This is a genomic window from uncultured Nostoc sp., from assembly GCF_964245445.1.
GTDB lineage: Bacteria > Cyanobacteriota > Cyanobacteriia > Cyanobacteriales > Nostocaceae > Nostoc.
Genome location: NZ_CAXTNE010000186.1, coordinates 1 through 16,240, shown reverse-complemented (window position 1 = coordinate 16,240; position 16,240 = coordinate 1). Strand labels below are relative to the sequence as shown.

General features: G+C 42.0%; 11 protein-coding genes and 1 pseudogene. 4 read left to right on the top strand and 8 right to left on the bottom strand.

Features of this window, described 5'->3' with window-relative positions:
- Positions 1-635: 635 nt before the first annotated feature.
- The 3 genes from ACFE90_RS25555 to ACFE90_RS25545 form a co-directional block, all read right to left on the bottom strand.
- Positions 636-1,520 (bottom strand): hypothetical protein, encoded by an 885-nt coding sequence (locus tag ACFE90_RS25555; protein ID WP_375505242.1) that lies wholly within the window; start codon positions 1,518-1,520, stop codon positions 636-638.
- Positions 1,521-1,590: 70 nt separating this feature from the next.
- Positions 1,591-2,184 carry a DUF1517 domain-containing protein gene (locus tag ACFE90_RS25550; RefSeq protein ID WP_375505241.1) on the bottom strand — a complete coding sequence of 198 codons (594 nt, stop codon included), beginning with the start codon at positions 2,182-2,184 and terminating at the stop codon, positions 1,591-1,593.
- Positions 2,185-2,229: 45 nt separating this feature from the next.
- On the bottom strand, positions 2,230-3,804 hold the full coding sequence (locus ACFE90_RS25545; protein ID WP_375505244.1) for a pentapeptide repeat-containing protein: 1,575 nt from the start codon (positions 3,802-3,804) through the stop codon (positions 2,230-2,232).
- A 70-nt stretch (positions 3,805-3,874) separates the two neighbouring features.
- On the opposite strand from ACFE90_RS25545, the gene ACFE90_RS25540 reads away from it, so the two are divergent.
- Entirely contained in the window at positions 3,875-4,714 is an 840-nt protein-coding gene (locus tag ACFE90_RS25540; RefSeq protein WP_375505243.1) for a prephenate/arogenate dehydrogenase, read from the top strand.
- Positions 4,715-4,833: 119 nt separating this feature from the next.
- Positions 4,834-5,124 carry a hypothetical protein gene (locus tag ACFE90_RS25535; protein ID WP_375505240.1) on the top strand — a complete coding sequence of 97 codons (291 nt, stop codon included), beginning with the start codon at positions 4,834-4,836 and terminating at the stop codon, positions 5,122-5,124.
- 149 nt (positions 5,125-5,273) lie between these two features.
- On the opposite strand, the gene ACFE90_RS25530 is transcribed toward ACFE90_RS25535, so the two are convergent.
- Complete coding sequence (locus tag ACFE90_RS25530) at positions 5,274-5,786, bottom strand: DUF3122 domain-containing protein (protein WP_375505239.1); 513 nt, start codon at positions 5,784-5,786, stop codon at positions 5,274-5,276.
- A 706-nt stretch (positions 5,787-6,492) separates the two neighbouring features.
- Here ACFE90_RS25530 and ACFE90_RS25525 point away from each other — a divergent pair.
- Together ACFE90_RS25525 and ACFE90_RS25520 are read left to right on the top strand one after the other, a co-directional pair.
- Entirely contained in the window at positions 6,493-7,413 is a 921-nt protein-coding gene (locus ACFE90_RS25525) for a polysaccharide deacetylase family protein (protein ID WP_375505238.1), read from the top strand.
- Positions 7,391-7,600 (top strand): XdhC family protein, encoded by a 210-nt coding sequence (locus tag ACFE90_RS25520; RefSeq protein ID WP_375505237.1) that lies wholly within the window; start codon positions 7,391-7,393, stop codon positions 7,598-7,600. The genes ACFE90_RS25525 and ACFE90_RS25520 overlap by 23 nt, the downstream gene beginning before the upstream one ends.
- Here the strand turns inward: ACFE90_RS25520 and ACFE90_RS25515 are convergent.
- The 4 genes and pseudogenes from ACFE90_RS25515 to ACFE90_RS25500 form a co-directional block, all read right to left on the bottom strand.
- Positions 7,597-8,184, bottom strand: a complete 588-nt coding sequence (locus ACFE90_RS25515) for a prolyl hydroxylase family protein (protein ID WP_375505236.1) — start codon at positions 8,182-8,184, stop codon at positions 7,597-7,599. The genes ACFE90_RS25520 and ACFE90_RS25515 overlap by 4 nt on opposite strands.
- A gap of 386 nt (positions 8,185-8,570) precedes the next feature.
- The gene (locus ACFE90_RS25510) at positions 8,571-14,177 is read right to left on the bottom strand and encodes a translocation/assembly module TamB domain-containing protein (protein WP_375505235.1); all 5,607 of its coding nucleotides are present in this window, start codon (positions 14,175-14,177) and stop codon (positions 8,571-8,573) included.
- Between the two features lie 934 nt (positions 14,178-15,111).
- Positions 15,112-15,948 (bottom strand): carbohydrate ABC transporter permease, encoded by an 837-nt coding sequence (locus ACFE90_RS25505; protein ID WP_375505234.1) that lies wholly within the window; start codon positions 15,946-15,948, stop codon positions 15,112-15,114.
- Positions 15,945-16,187, bottom strand: a pseudogene (locus tag ACFE90_RS25500) (sugar ABC transporter permease); the annotation flags it as partial. The gene ACFE90_RS25505 and the pseudogene ACFE90_RS25500, both read right to left, overlap by 4 nt.
- Positions 16,188-16,240: the final 53 nt, after the last annotated feature.

Genomic DNA, 16,240 nt, shown 5'->3' with positions numbered 1-16,240 from the left:
GTACTGGCTAGGGACACGCCATTACCGTGTACCTACGAGTATCTGTGTTATCTGGATTGGCCTATAGTGAAGCTCACATGACTTCAGGAGTACTCACAATGAATCAGATAGAACTGACTTTAAGTATTGTTTACCTGTTCATGACATGCTATTTTCTAAGCAATTGGTTAATATTTTCCCTACGTCATCCTACTACTACTCCAGAAGATAAATTTTTATCAGGTGTGATGTTTTTGGTAACAACTATCTTCTGGCCTCTAATGATTCCGATATCTTGTTTAGAAATGCTTCAAAAAAAGCAAATAGAGTTTAATAAAATGGTTCCTGTTCTCTTAGCAATATTTGTATTTAGTATTTCATATTATTTGACTGAATAATTCATAATTAATCGTCAAAATTTGCGTATACAGGAGTCGTCTTTGATTTTTTTTAATCAGTATACTCCGAAAAGGCTTCTTCCCTGCTCCCTGTCTATCGCGCTTGCGCTGCGTTTCGCGCACCACGCAAATAATTTTAAAAATCAAAGCAGACCATTATATATGAAGAGAAGCCGGAGGCTCACAAGTCAACCTTCCGACTTCTTTATACACTAGACAACCTTGACTTCTTAGGCAGTCTATTGAATTTGGAATTTTTTAACGGCGTCTACTGCCGAAACCAGTTGTTCGGCGGGGTGCTGAACTACGCCCACTACCAAAACTACTACCAGAATTGCGTCTGGGTGAAGTGGCTCTGCCAGAGGGTCGTAACGTACTACCACCAAAACCAGAGCCAGAAGGACGGTTATTCCCTGTAGTGCTACGCGGTGTATTGCGTATAGTTGAATTTCCCGGATACGATCTTCTAATTGTCCCTGTATTGCGGAATGCAGTCCGATTTCTCACGGCTGCGGGTGGCGCATTATAGCGAGTTTGGTAGCTTTCAACTGCTTGGCCATAGCTTCCGCCATATCCACCGAAGCCACTTAATCCTCGGCCTGATTGATAGACAGGGGGTACATAATACTGGGGTCTAAACAACATACTACCAATTGCCTGACCAGCCAAGCTACCAGCCACAGACCCAGCAAATGGTGCCCAGAAGCTATTTTCTCGACGGACTACAACCGTCTCTTGTTGTCCTGTTTGAGAATTGGTTTTATTCTCGGTAACGTTGTGGACATACTCAATTTTAAAGTCTTCTGTTAGATATAAAATTGGTTGGCCTTTATCTACCTTTAGATAGGTCTTTTTACCTTGCTTGATTTCATCATCAGTTAACCGTGCCATTTGCAAATTTTCGGTTGCAAAGGTTGGGGGATTATTGTTAAGTAAAAACAAGCTGTATTCACCAGTTGCATCGTCATAAGTAGCTTGTTGTATTTGATACTCTCCATCATTTAGCTTCGTGTTACTAGAGGTTTGACTAACGTTCTTAGCTGGAGAATTAGCTTCATTTCCCCCACCACAAGCAACAGTTGTCATACACAAACTCAGAGCTAAAAAAACGGCTGTAAATTTACGTACTATGGTCATGATCATTGGATTATTGTCCTATCTCTGAGCTTAACAATTTATCAATGCGAGTAGTAAGTACGGACTACCCAACATATTACAAAGGAATCAATTCTGGGTAATATTGCAATAGTTGGTCGCTAGTGAGTTCATCGCCTAATTGCGCTGGCGAGAAATGTACTTGGATTGCTTTGAATCTATGTTTATAATGCAAATTTATCAATGCTTTTAAGCCTTCCTTAAGTGCTTGAACGTTAGAAAGATCAGTTTCCAACTCTGGTACTTCTCCTTCATAAGCTGCTGTAATCATCACAATGACATTCTGGGTTACAGGTATAGATAAAGGTTCATTCGATCTAGAGTCAGAACTGTAACTTGGTTCACTGAGATATCTTTGGGCAGAGTCAGTAAATAATTCATTCACGTAATCTCCTGCCTCGCCTTCATCAAAAAATACGTCACCTTCGTTAGCAGCAGAAAGCCAATATTCATCGTATTGCAATAGGGTTTGGCTAATTTCTACCAATCCTTCTCCCAAAACTTCTAAATCGCCATCGGCATCGATCGCATCTCGTCCAGCACTATTTAATACTCCCAAAATTGGTGCTACCTCGCCTCCCCCTAAGTGCAGAAATAAGCGCAAGACTACATAGCGAGTTCGACCGATCATTTTATTAAAGGTATCGCGCATTCTTTCCTCCAAATTTTATTTTTTCATTATTTATGAGTTTAATAATTAATGGCTAATATAGTGAAATCCTTTGACAAAATCTATAACCATATTTAACGAAGGTAATATATATTTTGTTGCTTCACTGGATATATCATTATAAGCTGAAGCATTAAGAGCAGAGCGATTAATAAATCTTTTTCCAAACTGGGGATGGTCATGGGCAATCAAAGTCTGGGCGCTGGAATTCGTTAAAATTATTTGGGTTGGTGCTTTACAAAAATTTAACTTTGCAGCTACTTCGATATTTTTTTTCATCTGTTTAATTGTTGTAGCCTGACTCATCGCTTGCTCTACAAGAAGATTTAATTCTTTTACGATATTGGGTGATTTTAGCGATTTTAAATTTTGGTTCCCAACAACTTCATTGTTAATCATTTCCACCATTCTGGAAATATTCTTTTGGGTAGATACCGCATCTAGAAAGGGAAGAATAGTAATGTAAGCAGTGGGAAATAATGCTTCATCGCTATCTACATGAAATGTAAAAACAGTTCGACGGGGCCCACTTTCCATGCTTGGAGGTAGTTTTAGCCCCCGGTATTCCTGAGCAATTTGATAATAAGCGCCAGCAAGAGCAAAATTGGCTTCGTGTTCTATGGCTGCATCAACAATAATTCGGATTGTTGGCGGTGTTTCGTTAAAAAAATCTCGTGAGTCTTCAGAATGCAACTTCTGGATAATAGAGCGATCGCCTGCCGGGCTAAGATCAACCCATTCACAAATCATGCCTTCGGTTTTTAAACCAAACCTGGAGGTAGCATAAAGTTTTGCCCCAGTCAAAGTTGATCCTGTTAAGTCAGCACCAATCCATTCCGCCCTGATTAATTTTGCCTGAGTTAAATCGGCGTGGATGAAAATTGTATTCGTTAAATTGGCATTGCTTAAATCTGCGCCAATTAAAGTAGCCCCGCTCAATTTTGCGCCGCTCAAATCTGCCCACCGGAGATTTGCACCGCTTAAATCTGCCCACCGGAGGTTCGCCCCGCTCAAATCTGATCCGCTCAAGTTAGCATGTCTAAGATTCGCTTGTCTGAGTTCGGCATCTCGCAAATTTGCGCCGCTAATGTCACAACGACTGAGATCACTGGCATTTAAGTTAGCCATCTCCAAGTTGGCTCCCGTCATAGAAGCGCCTTTCAATACGGCTTCACTCAAGTTAGCGTGACGGAGATTTGTTTGGCGGAGTGTCGCCTCTCGCAGATCGGCACTATTGAGATTAGCCTCCAACAGATCGGCGCGACTGAGATCAGCACGAATTAACTCGGCGCGGATCAATGAGGTTCCTTTAAGTTGAGCGCGGCCCAGATCCGCTCGAATCAGATTAGCGACGTTGAGACTGGCGTTATTTAAGATGGCGCTAGATAAATTTGCGCCACTCAGTCTTGCTACATTCAGCTTGGCATTGCTCAAGTTAGCTTCACTCAGATTCGCGCCGCTCAGGTTGACTATACTCAAATTAGCATCGCTAAGATTTACGCCACTGAGTTTCGCCCCATTCAGGTTAGCTTCTGCGAGGTCAACACCATTAAAGTTTAAGACTCCTGCCGCGTATTGTTCCAGTAATTCCTCTACAGTCATTGATGCTACCCCTTGGATGCCAACTTTAATAGTTGGTAAAGTCATAAAAAACGGAATGTCAAAATCAAAAATGAATATTGGGATTTTAGGACTGGGACTGATAGGCGGATCTTTGGGTTTTGATTTGCGATCGCTTGGACATCATATCTTAGGAGTCAGTCGCCGTGAATCCACTTGTCAAAAGGCAGTTGCTCTCGGCAGTGTTGATCAAGCATCCGTTGATCTGAGCCTATTAGCAGCCGCAGAGGTTGTATTTATTTGTACACCTCTAGCGCTTATTGTGCCCCAATTTAAGGAAATGATCGCTCATTTATCTGCTGCTACCGTTGTAACTGATGTAGGTTCAGCGAAAGCACAGATAGTCAAGGCGATTTCTCCCCTTTGGGATAATTTTATCGGCGGTCATCCAATGGCGGGAAGGACAGACAGTGGGATAGAAGCTGCACAACGACATTTATTTGTTGATAAACCTTATGTACTAACACCGATAGCTACAACTAGAAGTAGTGCAATTACGGTTGTAGAGGAAATTGTGCGATCGCTTGGGGCTAAAATTTACTATTGTCAACCTGAGCAACATGACCGCGCTGTTAGCTGGATTTCTCATTTACCTGTAATGGTCAGTTCCTCGTTGATTGCTGCTTGTTTGAGTGAAACTGACCCTGATGTTTTGGAATTAGCCCAAAAGTTAGCTAGTTCAGGTTTTCGGGATACCAGCCGTGTGGGTGGTGGGAATCCAGAGTTGGGTGTGATGATGGCACGGTATAATCGTCCGGCATTGCTGCGATCGCTGCAACAGTATCGCCACAATCTCGATGAGTTGACTAACTTAATTGAGCAAGAAAATTGGGCAGCTTTAGAGCAAAAGTTGAAATCAACAGGAAAGGCACGACCTGATTTTGTTGATTAGTTTTAGGGTGCGTTACATTATTTACAACGCACCCAATACTGCGTAGGTTTTGCCTAAAAAAGCACGTTTTATAGTCACCAAACCGATGTACTATACAGATAAATTTACAAAAATCAACAATGGTAGAACGCCCAATTAAGAAATCGGAACGTCAGTCCCAAGCAAGCACTGACAACAATTCCGAAAATACGGATTCTATACCTCCTATTGAATCCAACCCCAAAAGCTCAAAACCGAGCCGTAATCGCTCGTCTGACAAAGGGAAAAAAGCATCATCTGGAGAAGAAAACAGGCAGCAGGGGAATCCTGCCCTAGCGCGTGGCCCCAAACCCGTTAAACCTCCAGTCAAAGTCCAAACAGAAGAACTTGAAACCGAATCGGAACCTACTTCTGAGGAGTCTCAAGACTAATATTACAAGTGTTACGTGTGATGTGGGAAGCTATCAGCGTATGAAGACTGGGATTTATGGCTTGAAGGCAGTTATCATACCCCACATCACCATTGGTTTATTTTTATGTTGAATGCTTTTAGATTAAACTTTACCATCGGTGGATAAAGTCAATCAATTTCTGTAACTAGCCATTGCCACTCAGTGACTACAGTGTTAAATATATTGAGAACCAATTGCTGTCCACCAGAAAGTGGCACATAGAGTTTGAGCGCATCAGTTGTTGGCAGTTTCGGTAAGATATCAGTTAAGTTATATTCGCCTGCATTAGGGACGGGTACATTTAGAGTGTATACATCCGATGCATTTAGCAATCTTCCAGCTACTGTCTCAATCAACAATGGTTGGGGGTGAGCAATTTCAACAACACCCGGAAAAGCAACCAAGCGCAACCGCAACTCTTTTACCGGACTATTGTAATTTTGTTTGAACAGTAGCACTTGCCAAGCATATCCTTTTTCATCTCTGATAGATACTTGTGAGTGGTAGCGCAAAACACCAGGAGAATCATGGTGTTGACGCAGCAGTGCTTGTGCTGACTGCACACTCCATCCACATCCAGTTAATACTAGAAACACAACTAGGGTACAACGCCAAAAATATTGTAGGAATTTTCGCTTCATGTAACACATTTTACAGCAGCATTCAGGAACAGAGCCGGAGACGCAATGCCTTGCTGTTAACGACAAAGGTTTTTTGGTTTCAGCGCACGGGTAGTGGGTTCTAGTGCTAAGACTGCTATATATGCTGGCATAAACAGCGATGCCTACGACGGGCTATTTGGCGTTCCACAATTTGGCTAACTCTGTTAATTAGTGGTGGATTAACAAGTTTAGGAAACTCCAAAAAATAAATTATCCAATTTTTGGAATCAAAACGATTTTTCCTTCCCCAGCTTAGAGTTCCCCTGCCCTAAAAGCGATAAAATATTTTTTTATTTGTCAGTCCCTTAGCTGGTGTGTGCAAAGTTTTGGCCCCTTTTGTTAACCTACGGACTAGCAGTTCTCTTGGTTACGGTTATACTGCCTTTATTGGTCGATTAAATCCACTGGGTATTATTGTATCCAAATTACTAGTGGTACTTTTGTACGTAGGCGGTCAATTAGTACAGATTAAATTGAGACTTTCTTTAGCTTTAGCTGAAATGTTTCAAAATCTTTTATTATTTTATTGTTTTCGCAAGATATATATTAATTTACAACCGAGTACGAGTGATGTAACAAGGAATTGGGGAATAAGAAGTAGGGGAGCAGGGAAAGGAGTAACTCTTGATTAATGACCAATGACCAATGACTAATGACTAATGACTAATATTTAAGGAGATTTAATATGTCTAATCGGAAATTATCGCTGTTACTAAAGGTAGCAACTATTATATTGGCTGTTGGTGTAAGTAGTGTAAGTATTAGTCTGCTTGTAGGCATAACTAGACTTGACCAGCTATTGGGAATTCAGAAACCAAAAAGCGAGACTGCTAAAACGAGTTTAGATAGGGCAATGGGTGCATCTGCTCAGTCTATCACTCCAGCCACAGTCCAGATGAATGAAGTGCCAAAGCCTTTTCAGGGAACAATCATTTATCAAGCGAAACTAAAAGCAAATGAGAAAGTAATCGCCCTGACTTTTGATGATGGCCCTAGTCCCAAAAATACGGCGCAGATTTTAGAAATTTTGAAGAAAAATAATATCAAGGCAACATTCTTCATGGTTGGGCAAATGGTAAAATATTTTCCCCAAGTTGCCAAACAAGTGGCTGCCGATGGTCATGTAATTGGCAACCATACATGGCATCATTGGTATTTTCAAATGGATGGAGCCACCGCATCTAGTGAAATTGATCGCACAGCAGACATCATCTACAAGACGACAGGAGAGAAAACGACTCTATTTCGTCCCCCCGGCGGCTTTCTGAATAATGGACTAGCCCAATACGCCAAAAACGAGAAGTATGCTGTCATGATGTGGTCAGAACAGTCGGGAGACGCTGAACGCCGTTCGCCTCAAGTGCCAATGCTGGTCAAAAATGTGCTGAAACAGGCAAAACCAGGTGCAATTGTACTGTTGCATGATGGGGGCGGTAATCGTTCTAAATCTGTCAAAGCTTTACCAGATATGATCGCAGGTTTGAAGGTCCAAGGCTATCGATTTGTGACGATTCCCCAATTGCTGGAAATGCAAGCCCAAGAACAAAGTGCGGTAACAGCAGCATCATCTGTAACCACAAGTTATGAACATCCAAATCATCAGTGATAGGCTACGGATTAGTTACACTTATAATTTTGGAGGTTACACACTCGAATTTTTGCATAAAATATATGCACCAATTGGTTTAGATATTGGTGCTTTAGCACCACAAGAAATTGCAGTTAGTATCTGTGCTGAGTTAATTAAAGTTCGGTGTGGTGGCAGTGGGGCTTCATTATCTGGAAAAATCTAAAAATATTTCAATTGACGGTACATAATATCTGAGCGTAAAACGTACTTTCGTCCTTGGATAATAGGAGCGCCTTCATGTACTAGGTCATGGACAAAACACAAAACCATACCTGTTACTGGAACCACGGCGATATTAGATAAATCTCCATAGTATCGGCGAGAAAGATGAAAAAGGGTATCACCCCCTTCAAAACCTTCATTAAGGTAAATCATGAAAGTCAATAGACTTTCCTCACCATTAGGTCGTCGATAAGAACCATCATGATGAAGCGCAAATCTCTGACCTGGGTCATAGCGATAGAAACGAAAACGCTCATTCAGTCCAACCGCTTGCCATTTGCCAATAGTACTGGGTATATAACCTGATACACGCTGCCATAAATCAAAAGCCCGTTCCTGGTCATCTAAAATTACACGCTGATTATTGCGGATGTCGGGACGTATTTCAAAACCTCGAATGGTATTAATAGTGGCATCTGTATAACCAATGTTTTCGGTTAAAGTAATATACTTAGCACATTCTTTTGGTGAAAGAATATTGTCTAACGTGAAAATTTCGTTGCCAAGCAAATTTTTCTTGGTCATGGTTGAGCCGATTAAAATTTAAGCTTTCTGATAATGTAAACTAATTATTTGTTTTGGTAAGCACAGTCAGTTTCCATAATAGACATCTCCAAACTATAACCCCAGCATTACCGAGATATCTTCCCGCAGTTGTTTAATCCGTTTCAAATCTTTACATACAATCTAAAAGATTTCATAATGTGACACCTCATAAGCTCCAGCCCTACAATCGCAAGCACACACGATTGTAGGGTTTTATTATAAGGGACTTTCTCCAATCTTATCCGCCTTGGCTACGGGCGCTCGTGTCGCCCACCTGACAAGAAGTTGTTGAGTGTTTTTTTATTTAGAAGTCCTGACGATAAGCAGTATTTTCTGGAATTCAGCCAGCCGCAATGCATTGGCTTTTAAAATCTAGTTTCATACTCAACTTGGAATTGATTTTCATCCCCTAAATTAGTTGAGCCTCGCATCAAAATTTCATCATTGAGTCGATAAAGCACGTTATAACGGAAAGACTCATCTGTAGATAAAGGCCGTGATAAAGAGGCAGAGAAATTTCTATTGATGTCAAACACACCCTCTGCTGATAAATTCAGAACTGAAGCTGTTGTTGTTTCATTACTAGTGGTTGGGGTGGGAAATATACGAAATTCGCTGAAACCAACAGCCTGTCCGATCGCAGTAATAGTTCCTTGCAAACCACCTAAAATAGTAGAGCTAGCGAAATTAGTCAGCCCTTGTCCTGCATCTGCTTGTTGACCAAAAGAATTGAGAATCGAGCCACCCAGTAAAGCAACTATTTCTCCCTTACTACGGCTAGGTTCACTTGTCAACTCTAGATTGTCACCCAATTTACTAGCTGGGCCGTTGACCCTGGCTTGAACGGTAACGGTACGTAAAGTCCCGAAGTTGCTAGCAGAAACATCGCTGACTTCAGCAGACAATGGTGATTCCAAAATTTGACTGTTCCTTGCTGATGCCTCCGGTACAATTGCGGTAAGTCGGACATCCAAAGTAGGGTCAAGTCCTTGACTTGGAGTAAACCGCGCTGTTTGTTCGTAGCCTCGCGCCAAGGTAAACTCAGTGGAAAATAAGCTGAGTCGTCCTCCTGTCAAACGAATTACTCCTTCAGGAAGCGGCTTGGCTAATGTACCATTAATCGTCAAGTCACCTTTGGCGTCAAACCTCAATAGCGGCTGACTGAATACGGCTCCTCCTGGTATAAAGTTAAGTGGTGACTGAGTGGTAACACGAATATTGTCGTCTAAATTTAACCTTAAATCTGCAAACTGTATAGGTAAATTGGGTGGAGTTACTGCACTGGTGTTAGTATCTGCTGTAATCACTGGGCTAGTGTTAGTATCTGCTGTAGTCACTGGGCTAGTGTTAGTATCTGCTGTAGGTGTGAGATTAACTTTAACCTCTTCTCTATTTATGACGTTAGTGTTAGCTTGAGCTGTAGCTGCTGATTTTTTCTTAGCCGTAGTGCTTCCAATGATTACCTGACCATCACTTAGCTGAATATCTCCACCAATTACAGGTTTTAGTGCTGTTCCACGAATTACAACATCGCCGCCGACACCGCCTTGATACAGTCCTGGAAGCTTAAAATTGAGTTTGTCTGCTATTGATACTGTCAGGGGATTCGCTAGGGCTTGCTGAGGATCAAAAATTGGCAGGATACCTGATGCATTTATTTGCCCCTTATTATAAGTGCCTTGGATACCTTGGACATTCACTGTATTGCGATTAAATTGCGCTGTCCCTGTGACATTCGTTAGGGGATCAGATAAGGCTTGAGCGCGAAAAGTTGCATTGTTGAGTGTGGCATTTCCGTTAATAATTGGTTCGTTTAAAGTACCCCGAACGTTTAAATCTACTTGTCCTTGACCATCTACCCAAGCGACTTGATTGTTGGTAAACACATTTAACAGTGCCAATCCTTCATTGTTCACGCTGGCGTTGATGTTGATTTGATTGCTATCTGGTTGCACTTTGGCAAAAGGTAAAGCAGCAGGTATGCTACCTGTAATTGCAACTGGTTGTGTTCCAGTTACTAACAAAGTACTGTCAAAATCCAAGCGAGCATTGTTGTAGTCAAAGTTCACCTGTCCTGTTTGCACAGGTTGCTTATTAAGAGTCGCATTGGCTAGTGCCACTTTTCCTTGCACTCTCGGATCTTGTAAATTACCTCCCAAGGTGGCATCAGCATTTACATTACCAGTGATATCTATCGGGTATTTTTCTATAAAAGGTTGTAAAAGCGATAGAGGTAGACTTGCTACATTCAACTTTCCAGATAGTTGCTCAGTTCCTAACTGTCCGGTAAAAGCCACCAGTCCTTGATTTATCCCGACACTCAAGGGCGAAAGTGTGACGACACCATCAGCAAAATTGCCTTGAGCAACGACTTGATTAATGGAGTATTCACCCCATTGCCAATTAGCACCTTGGAAATTAAAGCCAACATTTAACCCAGATTTTAACGAGCCATTAGCTGTAATTCCTCCGCTCAAAACACCCGTTAATTCTGCAAGGGTGGGTAAAGATGCGTCTTTTTTGGTTTCTTGTTGCTGTTGTTTTGCTACGGATGTCGCAATATTAGAAAAATATGCTAACTGGGTTTTCAAATCTGCATTGGGCAAACTGACAGGCTTGGTATCAAGTACTTCTGCTCCAGCCAACTTCGGAGGCTGCAACCCGGTATTAAGGTCTTTAAAATCAAAGATATTAAACGCTTGTAATAGTCTCTCAACTCTGGCTTGGTCTAAATTAGCTTGGAATTGAAATTGCGGGTCATTCCCTGTTTTTACATTTCCACTCAGGGCGATGTTGCTATCTGCAATCCGCAATTGACCATTAGTCAAGCTAGCAGTACCATCAGCATAATTGATGCTGCCGCGAAATTCATCTGCTGCAACTCTGGCAACACGAGGCGCTGCGATCGCAACGTCTCCCGCAATGGCATAATTATTCAGATTAACAACTAAATTCCCCGATAGTTGCCCCCCCAAAGGTTTCAATTGATTATTAGGTAAAAAGCCTCCAACCAAAGCTATAGGAAACTGTTGAGCGTTGATGATTAAGTTCTCTCCCTCAGTTCTACCTGTGGTAACTGCATCATCTCGCTTGACTAAAAATGAAGTTGGACGATAATCTGCACCTAAGTTAAGTGCAATCCTATCTTGCTTCCCGGCTAATCGCAGACTTCCCCCTTGTCCGCCTTGAAAATTCACGTTTCCAGTTAAAAGTGGGTCAAACTTCAAGTTACTCACATTGAAATTCCGCAGCCGGATATTACCATTAGCTTGAGGTACATCTGGAGTACCTGTAACTTGCCCATTAAAATCAAGTAGCCCCGCTATTGCTACGTCTCCAGGAACTTGAAAGCCTGTATTTTTTAAGTTGAAGTTCTGCGCCAGTACATTTAAATTAAATCCCGTAATTTGGGGTGCGCCACTTGGTGGAGTTTGAATAGCGATCGCTCCATTAGCACTCAGTCCTGCGGTAGTTGCTTTTTCAACGATAATCTGCTGTCCATTCCACTGCACTTGCGCTGTCAGTGGTTGTGCTAGCAGCGCTAACCCTTGAGATAGGCGGATTTGTCCAGCGGCTCGAATATCTGCAAGCTGAAAAGATTTTGCTGTGCCTGCTAATTGGATATTACTATTGAGCCGTCCTCCCAATTGTGGTGAGAAACGGTTGAGTTGAATTTGGGAAAGGTTGGCAAGCACTTGCCAGCGACCAGCATCAAAGCTAACATTTTTAAGATTAACCGTACCTCCTGCTACATTCAGCCTTGCTTGTCCCGTGGCTTGAATGGTTGAGGGTTGGAAAGAAGTAGTGCTTCCTGACAAATTCAAGGCGACATTGCTTAAAACTCCCTGGAACTGGGATGGTATCTCTCTAAAACGGCTCAATTGCAGTTGTTGGGCATTCACAAAAGCCTGCCAGCGTTGTTGTGCAAGTTGACCACTAGCTCTTATTGTCCCACCTGCTACGTTCAAAACCGCATCGGGGAAAACAATATTCTGTCCTTGTTTGGCAACAACAACTCGTCCGCTAGTGGGATAGGTGGCTTTCGGCGCTTGCACCCGCGCGACTGTTTGTAGATTGCTCAGTGTACCAGAAATATTGGCATTTGCTGATACATTTCCAATGGTGATGGAGGGTGAGGAGTTGTATGCTTTTGCGATCGCATCTCCTGGTAAATTTTCTGCTTGCACATTCAACGCCACCCTACCTTGGGGTGAAAGCTGAAGTTGACCGCTAGCTGTGACTTGCCCTCCCACCTCTGGATTTGCTTGAACGCTAGCAACATTTACGTTTAATGGGCTACCTAGAGAACCAGAAACCTTTGCGTTTGCAGATATACCACCAATATTAATCGGAGTTGAGATGCCGTAACCTTGAGCGATCGCATTTCCTGGTAAACCTTGAGCTTGAATACCTAAAGCTACTTGACCTTGAGGTGCTAGTTGAACTTGACCACTGGCGGTAATTCTTCCCCCTGTTGGCGGCGTTACTTGAACACTGGAAACATCAAGTTTTAATGGTTGTTTGCCAAGTGAACCAGAAACTTCTGCTTTTGCTGAAATATTGCCAACTGCGATCGGTAGAGCAACACCGTAGTTACGCGCTAGTATATCCCCGGATACGCCATCAACTTGAGCATTAAATATTACGTTGTCTTTGGCTCCGATATTAGCTTGACCGCCTCCTGTAATTTCACCACCTGCTGCGGGGACTATTTTCAGATTGGAGACAGCAATTTGAGAAGCAGTTTGAGATACATTCAAGCGGAAGTCAGTATTGACGGCTGTGAAGAGAACGCGATCAACTTGAATAGGTTTTGTATTGCTTAATGTACCGTTAACGACTGGTTGCTGTAATGCGCCGCCTACCTTAATATTTGCTTGAACTTCGCCACTAGCTGGGACTGACGAATTTACATTCAGCGTGTTTAAGATATTTTTCGCACTAACTGGTTTTATTTGAGCAGAGAGATTAAAACCTGTTTGGGTATTAATTGTTCCATTAGCCACAATAGGAACTTTGCCAAAGTTCGTATTCAGATTTTCTAAAGAAACTGTCTGACCTTGAAATATAAATCTGCCATTAAAATTAGAAACTTGCTGAGGAATCTTGGGAATTTTAGCAACGATTTGATTAGCTGTAGCTGTTCCTGTAACGGCTATTTCTGACAGCTTGGGTGGAATCTGAACTCCTAAGTCAGCATCTAAACGCCCTGCTTGCAAGGCAATTGGCAACTCAATTAATCGACTTATATCAGATGCTTGTATAGTTTGTGCTTGCAGCTTGAGGTTAGTTTGTTGAGCTTTTGTTTGTGTCTCGCCAACGATTTTAACAGCCCCTCCTCTAGCAAGTTGACCATTTATGTCATAACCAATTCTTTGATTTTGATCAAAAAATCGGGCAATACCACCAAATTGATTTATTATTACTGACCCTTTCGGTCTAGTTGACCCGGAAGCTGGCGATAACTCTACATTCCCATCTTGAATTTGAAGTGTCTCCAACTCAGTTTGAATAGCGCCTTTTCCTTCCGCAGCCTTGACTTGGGCTGTAACCCAGCGACCATCTTGATCCTGTTGGATGTAGACATTGGGTTGAATTAATGTGACATTTAATGCTAGTTTTCGTGTAAGGAGGAGTTGCAAGGGCGAGAACTGCACATCTAAGGCTTTTGCTACTACCTGATCTGGATCGGTGGAAGTTGGTGGTATTGATAGAGAGCTAAATCTTAGACTACTTAGCGAAAAACGTTCAACTTTCCCTACTTGTACTGGACGCCCAAGCAATTGTTCGAGATTTTGCTGTACTAATGGTGCTAAATCTTTATATATGTAGTTTCTAGCCCACCAAGCACCGACTGCAATTCCAACCAGCAAAACGACACCGAGAGCCAAACTGGTACGTCCTAAGAGGAGGAGCCATAAACGACGATTAGGTGCTTTCTGGTTATTTTCTGATTTTGGAGAGTGCTTCATTATAGTTACAACACTTTTATCTGGAATAAGCCGAGAGACAGGCTGGTACCGCAAGGCGGAAGTCAAAAGGAGCCAGTGCGTTGGGGAGCCAGCGCGGTCTTCTCCCAAGGGGAGACGCCAAGGGCGATGGGGGTTTCCCCCATGAGCGACTGGCGTCCGGCTCTGCCGACTTGTTCGCTCTTAGCGTTCTTGCAGGGTAGCAACTGGCTCTCAAAAGTCAAAAGTCAAAAGCCTCTAATTTTGAGCTTTACGGCTGTAATAAAACGGTAGGTTTATTTCCGCCAGTCTGTGCTAGTAGCAGTTGTATTAGCCAGTCACAAGCAATACATCGAATAACAAATTATTACCCGAATTAGTTTTTCTCGCCTTTCAATTTGGAGATTTAATCTATAGTATGGTATTAATTAGCACTTCCTCAATCTGAGCAGTAATTAAAGCTATTCTCTGCTTCACCTTTTGAAAGTCTATAGTCATCCAAATAGTTGTCTGACAAATTATGCCTCCTTTCTGTTAGGCAAAGTAGATGATTAGTATGTCTTTTCTCACAATACTTATATTGTGATCAACTATCTTTTGTAAGAAGAATTGATATCTTAAGATAGATTTTATTTGCTTTTTAGATTATTCTTCAGAGTTTAGACAAAAAATCATTGAATACTAGACTACTCCATGACAACTTTTGTATATACAACTGTGGTTATAAAATACAACCCTGTATAATCTTACCAAGTAGTGATGACTTTGTTATAGTCTGACTTTTTACGGGATATGGAAAAGTCAGCCTCTTTCCTACGGGACGCGGCGCGAACGGGGAAGTCAAAAGTCAAAAATTTTGAACCCCATAATTAAATGGGCTTGTACCTTTTTATTTCTAGTCAAAGTAAACAGCCTAGAGTAGGGGATAAGGGAAGAGTGTTCCAATGCCATTCGCCTATTAACCTTTTCCCCCGGTAAAGGTGACGCTTTGAATAAAGTAACGATTAAAAAAGGCGTAAACGCCTAAAGCTGGGAGAGTGAAGACCATAGAAGCCGCCATAATGTAATTCCAATAGCTAATGTATTGACCTTTGAAGGTGTTTAGCCCTAAAGGAAGGGTAAACATTTCTGGGTCAAAAAGGATAACTATAGGCAGTAAAAAATTATTCCAACTGCCCATGAACACAAAAACTGCCTGTGCTGCAAGTGCTGGTTTTGCTAAAGGTAAGACAATATGCCGGAAAATTCCAAAAGTATTTAAGCCATCGAGTTGAGCTGCTTCTTCTAGTTCTTTAGGAAAATTAACGAAAAACTGCCGCATCATGAAGATAAAAGTGGCATTAACCATGCTGGGCACAATCATGCTTTGGTAAGAATTCAGCCAGCCGATCGCTTTTAAAATCAAAAATGTGGGAATTAGAGTGATTTGCGCTGGGACTGCCAGTACTGCCAAGATTAGAAAGAACCAAAAGCGCTTACCCACAAAACGCAGTCTCGCCAAGGCATAACCAGCCATTGAATTTAACAACAAATTTAAAAGCGTGACGCTGATGGCAATCACCACACTGTTGAACAACCAGCGCCAAAATAGCGGTTCTTGGAGAAAGATTTGCCTGTAGTTGTCAAAAGTAAAATTCTTGGGGAGAAAGTTGGGTTCACCACTGACAATCTCTGATAGCGGCTTAAATGATGCTGAAAGTGCCCAGAGAAAGGGAATTAGAGTAATGAGGGCATAGAGTGTCAGCAACACGTATAACAAGACTTTAAGCCAGGATAAGCCAGAGATGTTAGTCAAATCCGTTCACCTCCAAAAAGTCGTCGCTGAATTAAAGTAATGGCAATGATCACTGCTGCTAATAAAAATGCGATCGCAGCTGCATATCCCATTTGTAAATTCCGAAACACAGTTTGGTAAATTAGCAGTACCACAGTTAAGGTAGCGTTGTTTGGGCCACCAGTACCAGCAGAAAAGATGTAAGACTGGTCAAAAAGTTGAAAAGTGCCAATTACCCCCACTGCTACCACAAAGAAGGTGGGAGCAACGCGATTTGGTGAGGTAGGATCAAAAACCAGCGATCGCTAACAAC